Annotated in this window: 20 protein-coding genes; 2 read left to right on the forward strand and 18 right to left on the reverse strand. The window is 67.5% G+C overall.

Features of this window, described 5'->3' with window-relative positions:
* Positions 1 to 105 precede the first annotated feature (105 nt).
* From tilS to ACSJJU_RS02005, 15 genes are all read right to left on the reverse strand, one after another.
* Entirely contained in the window at positions 106 to 1,122 is a 1,017-nt protein-coding gene (gene tilS, locus ACSJJU_RS01935; RefSeq protein ID WP_435913466.1) for a tRNA lysidine(34) synthetase TilS, read from the reverse strand.
* The gene (ybgF, locus tag ACSJJU_RS01940; RefSeq protein ID WP_435913467.1) at positions 1,115 to 2,128 is read right to left on the reverse strand and encodes a tol-pal system protein YbgF; all 1,014 of its coding nucleotides are present in this window, start codon (positions 2,126 to 2,128) and stop codon (positions 1,115 to 1,117) included. The genes tilS and ybgF overlap by 8 nt, the downstream gene beginning before the upstream one ends.
* Before the next feature lie 225 nt (positions 2,129 to 2,353).
* On the reverse strand, positions 2,354 to 2,887 hold the full coding sequence (gene pal / locus ACSJJU_RS01945) for a peptidoglycan-associated lipoprotein Pal (protein ID WP_435913468.1): 534 nt from the start codon (positions 2,885 to 2,887) through the stop codon (positions 2,354 to 2,356).
* A 143-nt stretch (positions 2,888 to 3,030) separates the two neighbouring features.
* Positions 3,031 to 4,386: a Tol-Pal system beta propeller repeat protein TolB gene (tolB, locus tag ACSJJU_RS01950; RefSeq protein WP_435913469.1), complete on the reverse strand. Its 1,356-nt coding sequence runs from the start codon at positions 4,384 to 4,386 to the stop codon at positions 3,031 to 3,033.
* Positions 4,387 to 4,411: 25 nt separating this feature from the next.
* Entirely contained in the window at positions 4,412 to 5,254 is an 843-nt protein-coding gene (locus ACSJJU_RS01955; protein WP_435913470.1) for a hypothetical protein, read from the reverse strand.
* A 3-nt stretch (positions 5,255 to 5,257) separates the two neighbouring features.
* Entirely contained in the window at positions 5,258 to 5,695 is a 438-nt protein-coding gene (gene tolR / locus ACSJJU_RS01960; protein ID WP_435913471.1) for a protein TolR, read from the reverse strand.
* A gap of 15 nt (positions 5,696 to 5,710) precedes the next feature.
* Complete coding sequence (gene tolQ / locus ACSJJU_RS01965) at positions 5,711 to 6,424, reverse strand: protein TolQ (protein WP_435913472.1); 714 nt, start codon at positions 6,422 to 6,424, stop codon at positions 5,711 to 5,713.
* Positions 6,424 to 6,909: a tol-pal system-associated acyl-CoA thioesterase gene (gene ybgC / locus ACSJJU_RS01970; protein WP_435913474.1), complete on the reverse strand. Its 486-nt coding sequence runs from the start codon at positions 6,907 to 6,909 to the stop codon at positions 6,424 to 6,426. The genes tolQ and ybgC overlap by 1 nt, the downstream gene beginning before the upstream one ends.
* Positions 6,910 to 6,961: 52 nt before the next feature.
* Positions 6,962 to 8,005, reverse strand: a complete 1,044-nt coding sequence (gene ruvB, locus ACSJJU_RS01975; protein ID WP_435913475.1) for a Holliday junction branch migration DNA helicase RuvB — start codon at positions 8,003 to 8,005, stop codon at positions 6,962 to 6,964.
* Positions 8,006 to 9,373: 1,368 nt separating this feature from the next.
* The gene (ruvA, locus tag ACSJJU_RS01980; protein WP_435913476.1) at positions 9,374 to 9,982 is read right to left on the reverse strand and encodes a Holliday junction branch migration protein RuvA; all 609 of its coding nucleotides are present in this window, start codon (positions 9,980 to 9,982) and stop codon (positions 9,374 to 9,376) included.
* Positions 9,982 to 10,497, reverse strand: coding sequence for a crossover junction endodeoxyribonuclease RuvC (gene ruvC, locus ACSJJU_RS01985; RefSeq protein WP_435913477.1), 516 nt, complete (start codon positions 10,495 to 10,497; stop codon positions 9,982 to 9,984). Before ruvC ends, ruvA begins: the two co-directional genes overlap by 1 nt.
* Before the next feature lie 5 nt (positions 10,498 to 10,502).
* A complete protein-coding gene (locus ACSJJU_RS01990) occupies positions 10,503 to 11,246 on the reverse strand; it encodes a YebC/PmpR family DNA-binding transcriptional regulator (RefSeq protein WP_435913478.1) in 744 nt (247 codons plus the stop codon).
* A gap of 106 nt (positions 11,247 to 11,352) precedes the next feature.
* Complete coding sequence (locus ACSJJU_RS01995; protein ID WP_435913479.1) at positions 11,353 to 11,673, reverse strand: heavy metal-binding domain-containing protein; 321 nt, start codon at positions 11,671 to 11,673, stop codon at positions 11,353 to 11,355.
* Positions 11,674 to 11,957: 284 nt separating this feature from the next.
* Positions 11,958 to 12,200: a DUF2312 domain-containing protein gene (locus tag ACSJJU_RS02000; RefSeq protein WP_435913480.1), complete on the reverse strand. Its 243-nt coding sequence runs from the start codon at positions 12,198 to 12,200 to the stop codon at positions 11,958 to 11,960.
* A gap of 82 nt (positions 12,201 to 12,282) precedes the next feature.
* Positions 12,283 to 12,600 (reverse strand): DUF1244 domain-containing protein, encoded by a 318-nt coding sequence (locus ACSJJU_RS02005; protein ID WP_435913481.1) that lies wholly within the window; start codon positions 12,598 to 12,600, stop codon positions 12,283 to 12,285.
* 89 nt (positions 12,601 to 12,689) lie between these two features.
* Here ACSJJU_RS02005 and pyk point away from each other — a divergent pair, with 89 nt between their 5' ends.
* Positions 12,690 to 14,144, forward strand: coding sequence for a pyruvate kinase (gene pyk / locus ACSJJU_RS02010; RefSeq protein WP_435913482.1), 1,455 nt, complete (start codon positions 12,690 to 12,692; stop codon positions 14,142 to 14,144).
* A 683-nt stretch (positions 14,145 to 14,827) separates the two neighbouring features.
* Here pyk and ACSJJU_RS02015 read toward each other — a convergent pair.
* Both ACSJJU_RS02015 and ykgO read right to left on the reverse strand, forming a co-directional pair.
* Positions 14,828 to 15,463, reverse strand: coding sequence for an HAD family hydrolase (locus ACSJJU_RS02015; protein ID WP_435913483.1), 636 nt, complete (start codon positions 15,461 to 15,463; stop codon positions 14,828 to 14,830).
* Positions 15,464 to 15,465: 2 nt separating this feature from the next.
* A complete protein-coding gene (gene ykgO / locus ACSJJU_RS02020) occupies positions 15,466 to 15,591 on the reverse strand; it encodes a type B 50S ribosomal protein L36 (protein ID WP_259277371.1) in 126 nt (41 codons plus the stop codon).
* 286 nt (positions 15,592 to 15,877) lie between these two features.
* On the opposite strand from ykgO, the gene ACSJJU_RS02025 reads away from it, so the two are divergent.
* Positions 15,878 to 16,693 (forward strand): metallophosphoesterase family protein, encoded by an 816-nt coding sequence (locus ACSJJU_RS02025; protein WP_435913484.1) that lies wholly within the window; start codon positions 15,878 to 15,880, stop codon positions 16,691 to 16,693.
* Positions 16,694 to 16,893: 200 nt separating this feature from the next.
* Here the strand turns inward: ACSJJU_RS02025 and ACSJJU_RS02030 are convergent, their stop codons facing one another.
* Positions 16,894 to 18,447: a glucose-6-phosphate isomerase gene (locus ACSJJU_RS02030; protein ID WP_435913485.1), complete on the reverse strand. Its 1,554-nt coding sequence runs from the start codon at positions 18,445 to 18,447 to the stop codon at positions 16,894 to 16,896.
* Position 18,448: the final 1 nt, after the last annotated feature.

Consider the following 18,448-nt stretch of genomic DNA (forward strand, 5'->3'; position numbering starts at 1 on the left):
CAACCACCGGCTTGGGGTATTCGACCTTTCCCCCTGCCGCTCCATCGCGTTGCGCGTGGATTGGCGCGGAAATTGCCGCCCCCCGGATCAGCGCCGCCCCCAGAATCAACGCCGACCCGTCTCCGGCAGGATCAGCAGCGCCGCTCCCCTCGGGCGGAACAGGGCGCCGCCCAGGGTCGCGGCCTCGCCCCGTCTCAGCCCGTCCGCCAGGCGGTCCAGTTCCGCGCCGCGCGGGGCGGACCGGCTGCTCCCGATCCTCTCGATACACGCCAGCAACGACCGCCGCAGGATCTCATCGGGAACATTAAGAAAGGCTTGCCGGTCCGCGATGCGCAGCGCGCCGGGGTCTCCGGCCGCCGCCGTGATATGGGCCGCCAGGTGCCGCTCCACCACCCAGACGATGGCCTCGTTGGCCGCGGCGAGATGGCGCGCCGCCGCCGCGATCCGGCTCGCCAGCCGCTCCGGCTCCGGCTGTTCGGCGAGCAGGCGGCGCACCCGGGCGCGGTCGAACCGCTCGTTCCGGTTGCTGGGGTCCTCGATCCACGGCTGGCCGCGCGCCTCCAGCGCCCGGCGAAGCTGCGCCTTGCCGGTCTCCAGCAGCGGCCGCAGCACCCAGGTGCCCCCGGGCAGCGGGCGGGCGGGCGGGATGGCGGCGAGCCCGGCAAGGCCGCTGCCGCGCGACAGGCGCATGAGGAAGGTCTCGGCCACGTCGTCCCGGTGGTGGGCCGTCAGCACGGCGGGCACCCCTTCCCGCGCGCACCAGCCGTCCAGCAGGCGGTAGCGGGCGGCGCGGGCCTCGGCCTGGATGTTGGCGGCGGGCTTCTCCCCCTCCCACACCAGCGTCACGTGGGGAATGTTGCGCCCGGCGAGCCAGCGGGCCACCTGCGCCGCCTCTGCGGCCGAGTCCGGGCGCAGGCCATGGTCCACGGTCACGCCGATGATGCGCCCGGGCAGGCTTTCGGCCGCCAGCAGGGTCAGGGCCAGGCTGTCGGCCCCGCCCGAGACGGCAACCGCCAGCCGGGACGTGCCCTCTGCGAGGCCCTCAAGCCCGGCCCGTGCCGCCGCCGCAAGGATGGCGGCGCGCACGCGCTCCGGGGTCAGCGCGGGGTCCTGCTCACCCACACTTGGCCTTGGCGCGGCCCTGTTCGAGCCGGGTCTTGAGCGAGCCGGTGATCTTGGACGGATAGTCGATCTCCAGCTGGTTGTAGGCCTGGCAGGCTTCCTGCGCGTTGCCGAGGCCGATCAGCGCGTCGCCCAGCCCGAGCAGGCTGTCGGGCGCGCGGTTGGCCTTGGGGAACTTCTGGTAGGTGTCGAGGAAGGTCTTGGCCGCCTGGGCGTAGCTCTTCTGCACCAGCAGCACCCGGCCTAGCCAGTACATGGCATCCGGCGTGCGGGCGGACTTGGGGTTCTTCTCGATGAAGGTCCTGAGTGCCGCCTCGGCGCGCGGATAGTCGTTCTGGTTCACGAACGCGTAGGCCGCCTTGTACTGCTCCTCCGGCGTCAGCTCGGAAGCGGCGACGGTCGCGCCCGCGTCGGTGGCGTTGCCGCTCGTCCCCGGGGCATTCGGGTCGAAGCCCGGCGGCGGGAACGGCTGGGCCCCGCCCGGCTCGGCGGCCGGACGGGCGGTGCCCGTCCCCGTCGCCGCGCCAGCGCCGGCACCCGCGCCTGCGGCCACAGCGGCACCCGCCGCAGCGCCGGCGGCGGCCGGGTCGCCGCCTTCCAGCACCGTCAGGCGGTATTCCATGTCCTCGCGCAGGCGGGTCAGGGAGTCCTCGGCGCGGCGGGCGCGGAAGTTCGCTTCCTCCACCTGGCCGGTGAGGCTGGCCAGCTGCTGCTCCAGCTGCGTGAGGCGGGCCTGCATGTCGGCGATCAGCTCGCCGGTGGCATCGCTCCGGGCCGGGGCGGCGGCCCCCGCCGCCTGCTGGTCGGTGAACTCCGGCTGGAAATACTTGGAGGCGCCGCCCGGGAACACCTGACGCTGCACCGCCCGCATTTCCGCTTCCAGCTTCTCGATGCGCTTGCTCACGTCGGCCGTCGCCTGCGACTGGGCCGCGGCCGGCCCCTGGGCCAGCGGCATTGCCAGGACAGCAAGGACAAGCGCAACGGATACCTGACGGCATTTGAGCATCGGGAACGGTCTCCTCTCGGCGGGTCTGCTCACGCGTATTCGCAACAAGCTGAATAGTTACTGACTGAATTCGGATTTTGCCAGCATCGGGGATCAAGCCGGCACCGCATTATGCCAGCCGGGCGGCGGCGCGCCCTCTGCGTGCCGGGGCCTGGCCTGAAAAACCAAACGCCCCGGCGCGCGGGCGCACCGGAGCGTTCGGCATTCAGCGAATGCTGACAGCGCTTAGCTGGCAGCGCCCTGCAGCACGGTCACGCCGCGGCGGTTCTTGGACCAGGCGTCCTCATCCGAGCCCAGAACTTCCGGACGCTCCTTGCCGTAGGAGATGGTGGTGATGCGGCTCGCTTCCACACCCTGGGCAACCAGGAAGGTGCGGACCGAGTTGGCGCGGCGGTCACCCAGCGCCAGGTTGTACTCGCGGGTGCCGCGCTCGTCGGCGTGACCTTCGATGGTCACCTTGACGTTCGGGTACTTCTTCAGCCACTCCGCCTGCTTCGACAGGGTGGCGCGGGCGGCATCGTCCAGCGCGTAGCTGTCGTAAGCAAAGAACACGCGGTCAGAGCCGGCGGTGTTCACGAAGTCCTGGAAGCTGCCCGGGACAACCGACGGGGTCACCGGAGCCGGAGCCGGAGCGGGGGCCGGAGCCGGAGCAGCCGGAGCCGGCGGGGGCGGCGGCGGCGTCTCCACTTCCTTCTTGGAGCAAGCGGCGGCCATCATGGCCAGACCGCTGACGACAGCGATTACCTTGAATTTTTGCATGTCTTCTTCCTTACGGCAACCATTTGGCACGACCGGCCAATCAAACCGGTCGCCACCTTATCGGTTATAAGCCAGACAAAAGAACCGTCAAGCAACCGCAACGGCTAAGTTGCAGCATTTCCACCAAATTTACAAATGTGTTGCTAGGGCAACAACGGCGACCACGCCGGATCGGACCCATCCAGCGGCGTCGGCACGGGGCGCTCGTTTTGTCCGGTCAGGTCCACCGACCACAGCCGGCTGCCGCCGCCGGTGCCGCCCCGGCCGTACCTTTCGGTGCGGAAGAACACGATCACCCGCCCGTTGGGCGACCAGGTGGGGCCCTCGTCCTGCCAGGCGTCGGTGAGCACGCGCTCGCCCGAGCCGTCCGGCCGCATCACGCCGATGCGGAACTTGCCGTCGTTCAGCTTGGTGAAGGCGATGTAGTCGCCGCGCGGCGACCACACCGGGGTGGCGTAGCGCGAGCGCGGGTTGCGGGTGTCGAACGAGATGCGCTGCACGTTCGAGCCGTCCGCGTTCATCACGTAGAGCTGCTGGCTGCCGCCCCGGTCCGATTCGAACACGATCTTGCTGCCGTCCGGCGAGAAGCTAGGGGCGGTGTCGATGCCCGGCGAGTTGGTGAGCTGGCGCATCTGGCGGGTGCGCAGGTCCATCAGGAAGATGTCCGTGTTGCCGCCCCGGCTGAGGCTGAGCAGCACCGAGCGGCCGTCCGGCGAGAAGCGCGGCGAGAAGCTCATGCCGGGGAAGTCGCCGATCACCTCCTGGCGGCCGCTGTTCAGGTCATAGAGGAACACCCGCGGCTTGTTCTGGTAGTAGGAGAGATAGGCGATCTGCTGCTGGGTGGGCGAGAAGCGCGGCGTCAGCGCCATGCTCTGGCCCGAGGTCAGGAAGCGGTGGTTCTCGCCGTCCTGGTCCATGATGGCCAGCCGCTTGATGCGGTTGGTCTTGGGGCCGCTCTCGCTCACGTAGACGATGCGGCTGTCGAAGTAGCCCTTCTCGCCCGTCACCTTCTCGTAGACGAAGTCCGCGCACTTGTGGGCGGTGCGCCGCCAGTCGCGCGGGTTGCGGGCGGTGAAGCCGGTGCGGCCCATCTCCTCCTCGCCGAACACGTCATAGACGTAGCAGGCAACGAGCAGCGAGCCGTCCGGGTTGGGCTGGACGTAGCCGGTCACCAGCGCCTGCGCCGCCACCGTGCGCCAGGAGGCGAACTGCGGGCTCGGCACGTCGGCCGGGGTCACCCGGGTGGTGAAGGCGCGCGGGTCGATGGGGCGGAACAGGCCGGAGCGGTCCAGATCCGCCGCGATCACCCTGGCGATTTCCTCGCCCAGCTGCCCGGCGGACCCGGCCGGGGTCGCCGCCTCGGATGTGGCCGGGAAAGCGGGCACCGCAACCGGCACCGGCTGCACGACACCGCCGGTCACGTCGATGCGGATCACGGCGTGGGCGGGAGACGTTGCAGCGGAAAGTGCAACAATGGCTGCAAGAAGCAAACGTTTCACGGCTCAACCTTTCACGTCAGGCCCGTCACATCAGCCGCGACGGGTCGAAGTTCAGTTCCATTTCCTGGCCGGCCCAGATCGGGGCCAGCTCGGCGGGCAGCGAATAGGGCGCGCAGCGCAGAATAGCCCGCCGTGCCGCGCTGGCCAGAGCCTGGGCGTAGGCCTGGTTGCCGGCGGTCACGCCGGTCTGCCCCACGACCACCGGCTGATCGAGGATCCGCCCCTGCGGGTCCAGCCGCAGACGCACCGTCACGGTCATCGCCATCACGTCCCGTCCCCCGGTGGGGGGATTGAAGCAGCGGGAGACCTGCGCGTCCATCAGCTGCTGGATGGTCGCGGCCGCCCGCGCGTCGAGCATGGCGTTCTTGGAGATATCCTTCTCCAGCGTCTCGGCCAGCTTGGAGACGTTGAGCGGCTTGCGGTCCGCCTTCTCCAGCCGCTTGTCGATCAGGTTCTCGAGCTTCGAAGCGTTCAGCCGCTCCTTGGGCTTCTCCGGCTTCTTGGGCTCTTCCTTCTTGGGCTGTTCCTTCTTCGGCTCCGGCTTCGGCTCTTCCTTCTTGGGCTCGGGCTTGGGCTCGGGCACCGCGTCCGGCTTGGGCTCCGGTTTGGGCTCGGGCTTGGGCTCCGGCTTGGGCTCGGGTTCCGGCTCGGGCTGCACCGCGTCCGGCTCCTGGGTTTCCTGCGGCGCCGCTTCCTTGGAAGGCTTGGGCTTTTCCGTCACGCGCGGCACGTCGGCCACGTCAACCAGCTCGATGGGGATGGGGTCCGCGGGCACGCGCTCGGGCGCGGAGACCGGCCAGTTCAGGGCCAGAATCGCGGCAAGTGTCGCATGGCCGACGGCCGATATGACCAAGCTCGACCGTTCCACGCCTTACTTCCCCTTGTGCTCCGTGATGAGGGCGACCTTCTTGAAGCCGGCGGTGTTGATCTCGCCCACCACCCGCATCACCGCGCCATAATCGAGCGTCGAGTCCGCCCGCACGTAGATGCGCGGTTCGTCCCGGCGCGCCTCCGCGATGGCGGCCAGCTTGGGCGCCAGCTCCTCCAGCGGGATCTGCATCTCGTCGATGTAGATCGCGCCGCTGTTATCCACCGACACCTGCACCGGCTTGTTGTCGTCGTCGTTCACCGCGTTGGCGCGGGCGTCCGGCAGGTCCACCGGCACGCCGGTCACCAGCAGCGGCGCCGTCACCATGAAGATGATGAGCAGCACCAGCATCACGTCCACCAGCGGGGTGACGTTGATGTCGGCCATGGGGCGACGGCCGCGTCCGCGCCCGCCGCCGGGTGGCACCACATGCATAGCCATGTCGGCCCTCCCCTCTCAATCGACCTTTTCGTCGAGCTGGCGCGACAGCAGCGCGTGGAACTCGTCGCAGAAGGTGGACAGGCGGTTGCCGTAGCGGGCAACCTCGCCCTGGATCTTGTTGTAGCCGATCACCGCCGGAATGGCGGCGACAAGGCCGATGGCGGTGGCGAACAGCGCCTCGGCGATGCCGGGGGCCACCACCGCGAGCGAGGTGTTCTGGGTCTGGGCGATGCCGGTGAAGGACCGCATGATGCCCCAGACGGTGCCGAACAGGCCGACGAACGGCGCCACCGACCCCACGGTCGCGAGGAAGGTGAGGTTGCTCTCCAGCTTGTCCATCTCGCGCTCGAAGGTCACGCGCATGGTGGTGGCGAGCCGCTGCTTCACCGACGCCTTGTCGATGCGGCCGCCACTGAACGAGCGCCGCCATTCCTCCATGGCCGCGCCGAACACCATGGCGAACGGGTGGTTGCCCCGCGCCTTGGCGTTTTCATACACCTTGTCCATCGAGGAGCCGGACCAGAAGCTGTCCTCGAACCGGTCGGCCTCGCGCTTGATGCGCGCGACGCGCCGGCTCTTGTCGATCATGATCGCCCACGTCCAGATCGAGGCCATGACCAGGCCGATCATCACGGCCTTGACGACGATATCCGCCTGCCAGAACAGGGCCCAGGCCGAGAAATCCACTTCGCCTGCGGCCAGAGACACCGCGCTTACTGCTTCTTCCATCACGCTTCCTCTTGGATATCCTTGGCCTGGCAGAGCCGCTCGAAATACGCCCGCCAGGCAGCCGGCTGACGCCGGGGCCGTCCCCCCTCGCCCACATAGGCGACGACCACCGTTGCGTCAGTCAATAGTTCCTCTTGTCTGACAATCCTTTGCCGGATGACGCAGGAGGCCGCCCCCACCTTCTCGACCGCGGAGACCACCGTCACCACGTCGTCAAGACGGGCCGGCCGCCTGTAGTCGATCTGAAGCGATTCGACGACGTAATAGCCCTTGTCGGCCCCGCTCGCCTCCAGGCCCTGACGCTGTTCGATGCCGGCACATCTGAGCATGTCGGTCCGGGCGCGCTCCATGAATCGCAGGTAGTTGGCGTGGTAGACCACGCCGCCCGCATCGGTGTCCTCAAAGTAGACCCTGAGGGAGTACCGATGGATACCGTTGTCGATACGGCCCTGATAGGCCACGTCGCCGTGATGTGCCTCAGTCATGACGAGCCGATCGCATCCAGAAAGCCACCTTGGAACCAAACCATGCGCAGCCTTACCCTTCCCCGTCGAGAAGGGGAAGCGGCTGCTGCGCCCGGCTGGGCGGTGCGAGCCCCAGATGCTCAAAGGCGGCCGGGGTCAGCATGCGCCCGCGGGCGGTGCGGGCGACGAAACCGATCTGGATCAGGTACGGCTCGATCACTTCCTCCAGCGTGTCGCGCGGCTCGGACAGCGCGGCGGAGATGGTCTCCACCCCCACCGGGCCGCCGTTGTAGGTGTCGGCGATCATGCTGAGGTAGCGCCGGTCCATGGCGTCGAGCCCGAGCCGGTCCACGTCGAGGCGGGTCAGCGCCGCATCGGCGACCGCCCGGTTGATGACCGGCTCGCCCGCCACCGCCGCGAAGTCCCGCACCCGCCGCAGCAGACGCCCGGCAATGCGCGGCGTGCCGCGCGAGCGCGCCGCCACCTCCCGCGCGCCGTCGTTGGCGATCTCCACGCCCAGCACCCGGGCACCGCGCCGCACCACCAGCTCCAGCTCATCGGTGCTGTAGTACTGAAGCCGCACCGGGATGCCGAAGCGGTCGCGCAGCGGCGTGGTGATGAGGCCCGAGCGCGTGGTCGCCCCCACCAGCGTGAACGGCGGCAGGTCGATCCGCACCGACCGCGCCGAAGGCCCCGAGCCGATGATGAGATCCAGCTGCCGGTCCTCCATCGCCGGGTAGAGCACCTCCTCCACCGCCGGATTGAGCCGGTGAATCTCGTCGATGAACAGCACGTCGCCCGCTTCCAGGTTGGTCAGCAGCGCGGCCAGATCCCCCGCCTTGGCAATGACCGGGCCGGAGGTCGCCCGGAAGTTGACGCCCATCTCGCGGGCGATGATCTGCGCCAGCGTGGTCTTGCCCAGGCCCGGCGGGCCGAAGAACAGCACATGGTCCAGCGCATCGCCCCGAGACTTGGCGGCTTCGATGAAGACGCGCAGGTTCTCCCGCGCCGTCTGCTGGCCGATGAACTCGTCGAGATGCTGCGGGCGCAGGCTCGCCTCGAGGAAGTCCTCCTCGCTGCGCGCGCCCCCCACCAGTCGCTGTTGCTCGTCACTCATGGCCCCTGTTTACGCGGTGGCGAACAAAAGCGGAATAGCCGCCAGCGTCATAAATCCCGTTTTTTGGGAGCTTCGCCTTGATCGATTGTTTCACCCCGGGCGGTAGCTTCGCCTGGAGGGTTTTCGCCCTGCTGGTTTCAGGTCTGCTGGTTTCTGGCCCTGCTGGTTTTTGGTCCTGATGATTTTTTAGTCCTGATGATTTTTCGCAGGAGGGTCGCAGCCCCTCCTGGCAACCTCCCCTTCGTTGCTCGCCGCCGCGCCCGGCCTCCAGCCCCTGCGCCCCTGCCCCTCCGGCTTCGCCCCGCACCAACCGCCCGCAACCGCCGCGCCGCGATCGGCCACCGCGCCCCCGCGCCGCCGCCGCACCCTCACGCGCCGCCGCACTGCGATCGGCCGCCGCCCCCGCTCTCCGCTACGCCCTCTGTCCGCCGTGCCTCCCTATCCGCCGCGCCTTCAGTCGCGACTACGCCCGTCCTCTCCGTCCCCTCTCTGCCACGCCCTCACGCGCCGCCGCCCCCTCCCCTCGCTGCCGCGCCCCCACTCTCCGCCGCCCAACGGTTCGTTGAATGATTTTAAGGAGCAGATGCAGGGCTTCGTCTCGCTCCTGACATCAAACACGCTCCTGCCATCAAACAGAAAGCCCGGACGCCGACACGCCCGGGCTTTTCTTGAGGAGGTGATTTCCCAATAGATCCAATACCAGCGGGATTCTGAATACCACGATCGCTGCCCGCCCATAAGACTGCCCATGGTCGAATACCCTGCATTTCTCCACGCCATGCACCACCGGCAGAGCACCATTAAGTCCTTGTAATTATTGTTATTTTAATAAAGCGGCTGTCTTTTTCACCTGCTATGGTTGCTCCCGACGGCCGCACCGCTGCCATCCGGCAGCGCTGTAATCCCGCCGTCGAGAGGAGGTGATTCCTATTCAAATCGGAGAAACTGCCGCGTTTATCATCGGCGTTCCCACGCTGATGATTTCCTTCGCGCTTCTTGTTCTCAAGATCGTGGAGGTGGCCCGCTCGAAATAGAGCAGGCCAAGGGTTCGGGGCCAGCACCCCGGACCCTTCTCATTTTTGAGCCAGCCCATCCTCTCGATGAACCGGGCCCCTCTCCTGGTGCGAAAGCAAATGAAAAAGCCCGGACGCCAGCACATCCGGGCTTTTCTTGAGGAGGTGTTCTTCAACATTCAAATCGAAGTCGTCACCGCAGGGACATCCATACCAAAATCGCCCATCGGCCGTAAGACCCCTCATAGTCGAATATCCCGCGCCCACCGGAAGCACGGGGCGTCAGAGCCGCCCGCATGTCATGGATGACCCGCGGGCGTCAGAGCCGCCCGCATGTCATGGATGGTCGCGGGCGTCAGAGCCGCCCGCTCATGGCCTCCTTCAGCGCGGCCTTGATGAGGTCGTCCAGTCCCGCCTCGCCCACCTTGGCTCTGGCGGCGGAGACGGCGGCGCTGGCTTCGGCGGGGCGGTAGCCCAGGTTCACCAGCGCGGAGACCGCGTCGGCGAGGGCCGAGCCGGGCGCGGCGGCGACGGCGGGGGCCACCTCGAAGTCCGGCAGGATGGCGCCCACCTTGTCCTTGAGTTCGATGACGATGCGCTGCGCCAGCTTGGGGCCGACACCGTTGGCGCGGGCCAGCGCGGTCTTGTCCTGGTGGGCGACGGCGGCGCTCAGTTCGGCGGGCGAGAGGGCGGTGAGGATGGACAGCGCCACCTTGGCGCCCACGCCCTGCACCGTGGTCAGCAGCCGGAACCACCGCTGGTCCTCGCTCTTGGCGAAGCCGAACAGGGTGATGGCGTCCTCGCGCACCTGGGTTTCGATGAACAGGGAGACGGTCTGGCCCACCGCCGGCAGCTGGGAGAGCGTGCGGCTGGAGGCGTGGACGAGGTAGCCCACCCCGTTCACGTCGATGACAACCGTGTCCTCGCCGATGGCGTCAACGGCACCGCGCAGCTTGGCGATCATCAGACCATCCTCCTGGCTTTGGCGAGCACCGCCTGCGCTCCGGCGGCGTAGGAATGGGCGATGGCGACGGCCAGCGCGTCCGAGGCGTCGGGCCCGGCGATCTTCACGCCCGGCAGCAGGCGCTGCACCATGGCATCCACCTGCTCCTTGGCGGCGTGGCCCACGCCCACCACCGCCTTCTTCACGTGGTTGGGGGTATATTCGGCGACGGGCAGGCCGAAGAGGCTGGCGGTCATCAGCACCACGCCCCGCGCCTGCCCCAGCTTGAGGGTGGAGGTGGGGTTCTTGTTGACGAAGGTTTCCTCCACCGCCGCCCCGTCCGGCCGCCATTCGCTGAGCACGGCGAGCAGGCCCTGGTGGAGCGCCACCAGGCGCTCCGCCAGATCATCCACCCGGTCGGTCGAGACGACGCCGTTGGCGACGTGGGTGAGGCGCAGGCCGTCCACGTCGATGATGCCCCAGCCCGTTCGGGCGAGGCCGGGATCCAGACCGATCAGGCGTCGGGCCCTGGCCACCGTCGTCAGCCGAGCTTGGCCATCACGTCGTCGGGCACTTCATAGTTGCCCCAGACGGTCTGCACGTCGTCGTTGTCTTCCAGCGCGTCGATCAGCTTCATCAGGCTGATGGCGGCGGCTTCGTCCACCGTCACCATGTCGCGCGGACGCCAGGCCAGCTTGGCGCTGTCCGGCTCGCCGAGCGCCGCTTCCAGCGCGCGGGCCACTTCGTGCAGGTTCTCCGGGCTGCAATAGATCTCGTGGGTCTCGTCGTCGGAGACCACGTCATCCGCGCCCGCTTCCAGCGCCGCCTCGAACACGGCGTCCGCCGTGCCGGCCTTGGCCGGGTAGACGATCTGGCCGAGACGGTCGAAACCGTGGGAGACCGAGCCGTTCGCGCCCAGGTTGCCGCCGTACTTGGAGAAGTAGGAGCGAACCTCGCCGGCGGTGCGGTTGCGGTTGTCGGTCAGCGCCTCGACGATCAGCGCCGTGCCGCCGGGGCCGAAGCCCTCGTAACGCACTTCCTCGTAGTTCTCCACATCGCCGCCCTGCGCCTTCTTGATGGCGCGCTCGATGTTGTCGCGCGGCATCTGCGACGCCTTGGCGGCGCTGATGGCGGCGCGCAGACGCGGATTGTGTTCCGGGTCCGGGGCGCCCAGCTTCGCGGCCACCGTGATTTCGCGGGAGAGCTTCGAGAACAGGCGCGCGCGCTTGGCGTCCTGCGCGCCCTTCCGATGCATGATGTTTTTGAATTTGGAATGACCTGCCATAGACTCCGGGCTCGGCCCAAGGCGAGCGGCCTTGAGGTCCGATATCATCTTGTTGAGGACTATCGCCCCGGCTCCTACACCAGAGCCAGCCCGGAAGCAAATCCGCTCAGGCGAGCTTCACCGCCGTACCGGTCGCCGTGACCATCAGCATGGAGCCGCCCTGGCCGACGGTCTCGTAATCGATGTCCACCCCGATCACCGCATCCGCGCCGAGGGCGCGGGCCTCGCGCACCATTTCGTCGATGGCGGTGGCGCGCGCATCGCGCAGGGTGCTCTCATAGGCGCCGGAGCGGCCGCCCACCACGTCGCGCACCGCCGCGAACAGATCCTTGAAGATGTTGGCGCCAAGGATGACCTCGCCGGTCACCATCCCGAGATACTCCCGGATCGGCTTGCCTTCGAGAACGGAGGTGGTCGTGATCAGCATGGTCCGGCTCCCTGTTGCGTGAGCTGTTGCAGGAACGGCCCCGACCCCGGGGCCTGTTGCAGAGGCAGAATGAAAGCGTAACACGCACCGGCCGAAGGAAAAGCGGCAGTCCTGCCAGCCCCCCGGCGCAGCTTCCCAGCGTGCGCCGACGCTACCATTGCATCGTGACGATCGTCAATAGGTTTTTGACAACACCCTCTCCCGCCCAAAAAGGAAAGGCGGCAGACCCCGGTCCGGGCCTGCCGCCTTCTCCCTCGATCCGAAAGGCCCGAGGGGCGGAGGTGTTATTCCACCATGCCCAGCGCGGCCATGTAGGTCTCCAGCAGCGCCTCGGCTTCCTGGCGCTTGTGCTTCTCCATGCTCCGCAGCTTGATCACCTGCCGCATGGTCTTCACGTCGAAGCCCTGGGCCTTGGCCTCGGCGAACACCTCGCGGATGTCCTCGGCGATGCCCTTCTTTTCCTCTTCCAACCGCTCAACGCGCTCGATCAGCTGGCGCAACAGGTCGGCCGCAATTACTTCGCTCATCCTGCCCGATCCTTGTGGTGATACCCTTTGCCAAAGGCGGCATCCGTAGCGGCCAAGGGGGGCGCAAACAAGGGGGTTGCGATCAGATCTGCCCCCGCACCTTCCTGTTTTGTTCAACGCTGGCGTTCATCCGGTCCAGCTGCTCCTGGGTGGCGGGCGTCTGGTAGCGGGCCTTGAAGTCCTCGTAGGGCATCCCGTAAACCCATTCGCGCGCCTGGGCTTTGTCCAGCGCGACGCCCCGCGCCGCCGCTTCCTCCGCCAGCCAGTCGGAGAGGCAGTTGCGGCAGAACCCGCCCCACCCCATCAGATCGACGTTCTGGACGTCCGTGCGCTGCTGGAGATGGGTGATGAGCCGCCGGAATGCCGCGGCTTCCAGTTCGGTGCGAGTCGCCTGATCCATTTACGGTTTCCTTTGTAACAAGTCTCTGTAAAGTTGCTGCCCGAAGCTATTCCCGGCTTCCCTGACATCGAGATACCCGCGTTATCACAATGTTCAAGCCACGCCGCCGTAAGGTCCGCATTCTCGCCACGCTTGGTCCCGCCAGCCGCTCGCCCGAGATGATTCGGGCGCTGTTCGAAGCGGGCGCCGACGTATTCCGCATCAACATGTCCCACGGCACGCAGGACGGCCACGCCGAGGTCATCCAGCGCATCCGCGATCTGGAGAGCCAGATGGGCCGGCCGACCACCATTCTGGTGGATCTGCAAGGGCCCAAGCTGCGCGTCGGCGCCTTTGCCGAGGGCGCCGTCGAGCTGGCGTCCGGGCAGACCTTCGTGCTCGACCTCGACCCGACGCCGGGCGACTCCAGCCGGGTCCACCTGCCCCACCGGGAGCTGTTCGCCGCCCTTCAGCCGGGCCAGCGCCTGCTGCTCGATGACGGCAAGATCCGCCTGCAAACGCTGGAGGTGCAGCCCGAGCGCATCGTGACCCAGGTCGTGGTGGGCGGCCGCCTCTCCAACAACAAGGGCGTCAACGTGCCCGATGCGGTGATCCCGCTGGCCGCGCTCACCGAGAAGGACCGCAGCGACCTTGCCTTCGCGCTGGAGATGGGCGTGGACTGGATCGCCCTGTCCTTCGTGCAGCGCCCCGAAGACGTGGCGGAGGCCCGCAAGCTCATTCAGGGGCGCGCGGGCGTGCTGGCCAAGATCGAAAAGCCGGCTGCCGTGCAGCGCCTCGACGAGATCCTCGACCTCGCCGACGCCGTCATGGTCGCCCGCGGCGACCTGGGCGTCGAGGCCCCCATCGCCGAGGTGCCGAGCCTGCAAAAGCAGATCGTCACCGCCGCTCGCGCCAAGGGCAAGACGGTGGTGGTCGCCACCCAGATGCTCGAGTCGATGATCCAGTCGCCCACGCCCACCCGGGCGGAGGTGTCGGACGTGGCCAACGCCATCTACGACGGCGCCGACGCCATCATGCTCTCGGCCGAATCCGCCGCCGGCGCCTATCCGCTGGAAGCGGTCAGCATGATGGACGAGATCGCCGCGCAGGTGGAACGCGACCCCACCTACCAGGCCCGCGTCCACTTCAGCGAAATCCACCCCGAGGCCACCACCGCCGACGCCATCTCGGCCGCCGCCCGCCAGATCGCCACGTCGCTGGGAGCCAAGGCCATCTGCTGCTTCACCACCTCGGGCTCGACCGCGCTGCGCGCCGCCCGCGAGCGGCCGATCACGCCCATCCTGGTGCTCACGCCCAAGCTGGAGACGGCCCGCCGCCTGGGCCTGGTGTGGGGCCTCCACGCCATCCGCACCCGGGACGTGGAGAACTTCGAGGAAATGGTCGGCAAGTCCAAGCGCATGGCCCTGCGCGCACAGCTGGCAGGCGCCGGCGACCAGATCATCCTCATGGCCGGCTACCCCTTCGGAACCCCCGGCTCCACCAACGTGCTGCACATCGCCCGCCTCCAGGGCGACGAGCTGAAAAAGCTGGGCACCCGCCTCTGAGGCGCAGGCGCGGTCGCAGAAGGGGGCTTTTCGGAGAGGGGGTTCTTCGAAAAGGGGTCTTTTCGCCAGGAGGGTCTTGGACCCTCCTGGCAACCTCCCTTCGTTTCAAACGGCCGCGCTGTCCCAGCCCTTTCCGCCTCTCAATTCGTTGAATGCTTCTAGAGCAGATTGACCGCAAAGTGCATACTTTTCAAATAAGGAAACGAAGGAAACGCAACCAGAAAAGAACTTTAAATGGCAATAATCTCTTAAATTAATCACTGAGGACAGTAATAATCCCCATTATAATACAAATACCTACCATAAATGGGAATAAGAAGACCCAACATGCAACATAAGCAGCAAGACCAATAAATCCCTGCTCTACAGCCCATCCAAGCAACATTATAGCCCCGGCAAAGGCCAAATATAACCCCAACAATCCCACAACAATAATCAAAAGCAATATTATAATTCCAAGCACACCCCTGCCCCACTCACAGATTCGTTTTACAAACCGCAAGCAGCATACTACAAACAATTACCTATAATTCACAGAATTTTAATCTAGTCTCATCTGGCAGGCCACCAGAAATCCCCTTCTCCCCTGTGCCAAAACCCGGAGGCATAGCAACACCGACCTGCCGACCTGGACAAACGAACGGGGTCGCAGGGGTCCAAGACCCCTGCAAATCAAACACAAATCAGAGGACCAGATCCCCCTGGAGCAGCCCGGCGGCTTCCAGTTCGGCGCGCAGGGCCTCGGGGGAGCGGAAGTGGTGCGGCACGAAGCCTGCGGCGGCGGCGGCTTCCACGTTGTCCAGCCGGTCGTCGATGAACCAGGCCTCGCCGGGCTTGAGACCGAAGCGGGTGAGCGCGATCTCGTAGATGCGCGGGTCCGGCTTCATCACCTTCACCTCGCCCGACACCACGATGTCGCGGAAGTGGCGCATGACCGGGTAGGCTTCGCAGTAGCGCGGGAAGAATTCGGCCGAGAAGTTGGTGATGGCGTAGAGCGGCACGCCCCGGGCCGCCAGTTGTTCCACCAGCGTGCAGGTGCCCTCGATGGCGCCGGCGATGGTCTCGAGCCAGCGCGAATCGTACAGCGCGATCAGGTCGGCGTATTTGGGGAATTGGGCCGCCAGTTCGGGAATGGTCTCGTGCACCGAGCGGCCGGCGTCGTGCTGAAAGTGCCACGCGTGGGTGACCACGTTGGCGAGGAACCAGTCCAGTTCCTCCGGATCCGGGATCAGCTTGACGTAGAGGTGACGGGGATCCCAGTCACACAGAACGCCGCCGACGTCGAAGACGACCGCCGACGGCCCTCCGTTGGTCGCCACAATTAACCCTGGCGGGCCTTGAAGCGGCGGTTGGTCTTGTTGATCACGTAGACGCGGCCACGACGACGGATGACCCGGCAATCGCGGTGGCGGGATTTGAGCGACTTGAGCGAGTTACGGATTTTCATGACGCTTGCCGTTTTTGTCGTGGTTTAAACTTGAAGCAGCGCGGATATGGGGTGGCGGCCCTTTTGTCAAGCCTGCCGGTCCCAAATTGAGAAGAAACACCGGCGCGCCCCCCCTTCCCCTTTTGTGAATTTGTGCGGGTCTTTGGTGCAGGCGCTGCCCGAACGCGCTATACATCCCTTCCGTCCCCGCGGCAACGCGGGGATGCACGGCAGGAGCCCGAACAGAAAACGTGTCTGGAAAGGACACGGCACAGAACACGGGCGCGAAGCGGGAGGGCGGACAACAATGATCAGGCAGCTGCTGACCCGGCTGGCGAGTCGCAGCGAGATGGATGCGCCGTCTGCGCAGGCGCAACCGTTCGCCCATGCCTCGACGCCGGAGGGGATGCGGCTGATCGCCGTGGGAGACATCCACGGCCGTCTCGACCTGCTGCAGGCGCTCCTCCGGCAACTGGAGGACTGGTGTGCGGCCAACCCCGGCCCCGAGACCCGCCTCATCTTCCTGGGCGACTACATCGACCGCGGCCCCCTGTCGGCCGAGGTGCTGGAGTGTCTTGTCACCCTGTCGCCGCCATGGGCATCGGTCCATTACCTGCGCGGCAATCACGAGCAGTGCTTCCTCGACGTGCTCGAGGGCGTCGCCCCGGCCGAGACGGTGGCCGCCTGGCTCGACTACGGCGGCATGGAAACCCTCTCCAGCTATGGCCTCGGCACCCCGCTGCTCTACTCGGGCGAGATGGACGCGATTCTCGCCGCCGCCCGCGCGGCCGTGCCGGCGCACCACCGCCAGTTTCTGGCGAACACCGGGATCAGCCTACGCCTTGGGGACTATCTCTTCGTCCATGCCGGGGTGCGCCCCGGCGTGCCGCTCGCCGCGCAGCAGAACGAGGACCTCATCTGGATTCGCGAGCCCTTCCTGTCCTCGACGGAGGACCTGGGGGCGGTGGTGGTCCACGGCCACACCATCGTGCCCGAGCCGCAGAGCCTGCCCAACCGCATCGCGGTCGACACCGGCGCGTGGCGCAGCGGGGTCCTGACCGCCGTCATTCTGGAGGGGCGGAGCCGCCGCTTCCTCTCGGCCGGGCCCCTGCGGCCCGCCTGAGGCGGGGTTTCAGGTAAGATAAGCTATTCTTCAAGGGGGTCCTGGACCCCCTTGAGATCCCCCTTTCGTTTTTCCGGGACGCACCCGGCCAGGCCCGTATGCGCGCGGCGGCCCGGCAGGCACGGCCCAAGAAAGAACGGGAGGTTGCCAGGAGGGTCCAGGACCCTCCTGCCTCCTGATCGCTCAACACCTCGAGGCGATCACTGCCCGCGTGACATCAGGCGGCGCACCAGATTGGCGGTGGAGGGATCGAGCCCCGCCACGTTGCCGGTCTCCAGCGCCGTCTCCACGCCGCCCGCCAGGCGCTTGCCCAGCTCCACGCCCATCTGGTCGAAGCAGTTGATGCCCATCAGGCAGCCGAAGGCGTAGGTGCGGTGTTCGTAGAAGGCGAGCAGCGCCCCCAGCGCCTCGGGGGTGAGCCGGTCGAGCAGGATGATCGTGGACGGCCGGTTGCCCGGGTGGCGCCGGGCGGGGTCGCCGCCGCCGTCCGTGCCTTCCATCAGGGCGCTGGCCTGGGCGAGGCAGTTGGCGAGCAGCGCCCGGTGCGACGCCTCGAAGCCGTGATCCGGGCAGGCGACGGCGATGAAGTCCACCGGCGCCCAGTCGGTGGACTGGTGCAGCCACTGGAACACCGCGTGCTGGGCGGAGGTGCCGACGCCGCCCCACACCACCGGCATGGCCGGGCCGTCGTAGGGGCTGCCATCCGCCTTCACGCTCTTGCCGTTGCTCTCCAGCTCCAGTTGCTGGAGGTAGGGCACCAGCGCGGCCAGCCGTTCGTCATAGGCGAACACGCCCCGCGTGGCCCGTTTGCTGCACCGGGCATAGGCGTAGCCCAGCACGGCGGCGATGGTCGGCGCGCTCGGGGTGTCGCCGCTCTCGGCCACATGCTGGTCCATCAGCCGCCCGCCGGCGCGGAAGGCCTCGAACACGTCCCAGCCGTATTGCAGCGCGAGGGTGACGCCCACCGGCGACCACACCGAATAGCGCCCGCCGACCCACTCCCCGAAGGGCAGGACATGCGCCTCCGGGATGCCATCCGCCAGCGCCTTGTCCCGCGCCGCCGTGACGGCGATCACCGACTGCGCCGGGACCACCACCCCGCCCTCTTCCAGCCAGCGGCAGGCGAGCCTCAGGTTGGCCCGGGTCTCGGCGGTGGTCCAGCTCTTGGAGACGGCGATCACCAGCGTCCGGCGCGGGTCGAGGCCGTCAATGGCGCGCCGGAAGGCATGGCCGTCGATGTTGGCGATGAAGCGGGTGGTGAACCGCCCCTTGTGCCCGGCGGCCAGGGCTTCCACCGCCAGCGCCGGGCCCAGCACGCTGCCGCCCATGCCGATGTGCAGCACCGCGTCGTAGTCGCTGGCCTTGTGGGCGCGCAGCCGGTTGACGAGCGCCTTCATCCGCGCGTCGCCCTCGGCCACCACCGCCCGCACCGGGCTGCCGTCCGCCGCCGTCTCCGGCACGTCGAAGCCGCGCGCCGCCGTGTGCAGGGCCGCCCGTCCCTCCGTCGTGTTGACGAGGGCCCCTTGCGTCAGGGCGCGGAACGCCCCCTGCCACCCGCCATGCGGCCACAGCGGCCGCGCGGCGTCCCACAGCCTCGGATGCCAGTGGGTGCGGGTGAAATCGAACAGCAGCGGCCCGACGTTCACGAGGAACGGGGACCGGGGGGGCATGGCGGCGGACAGTTGCCGGAGCGGCCTGTGCACCAGTTCTTCGCAGATCTGATCGAAGCCGCTTCCGTCCTTGGGCACCGTCATC

The sequence above is a fragment of the Pedomonas sp. V897 genome, from assembly GCF_051304405.1.
In the GTDB taxonomy this organism is placed as follows: Bacteria; Pseudomonadota; Alphaproteobacteria; order Sphingomonadales; family Sphingomonadaceae; genus Pedomonas.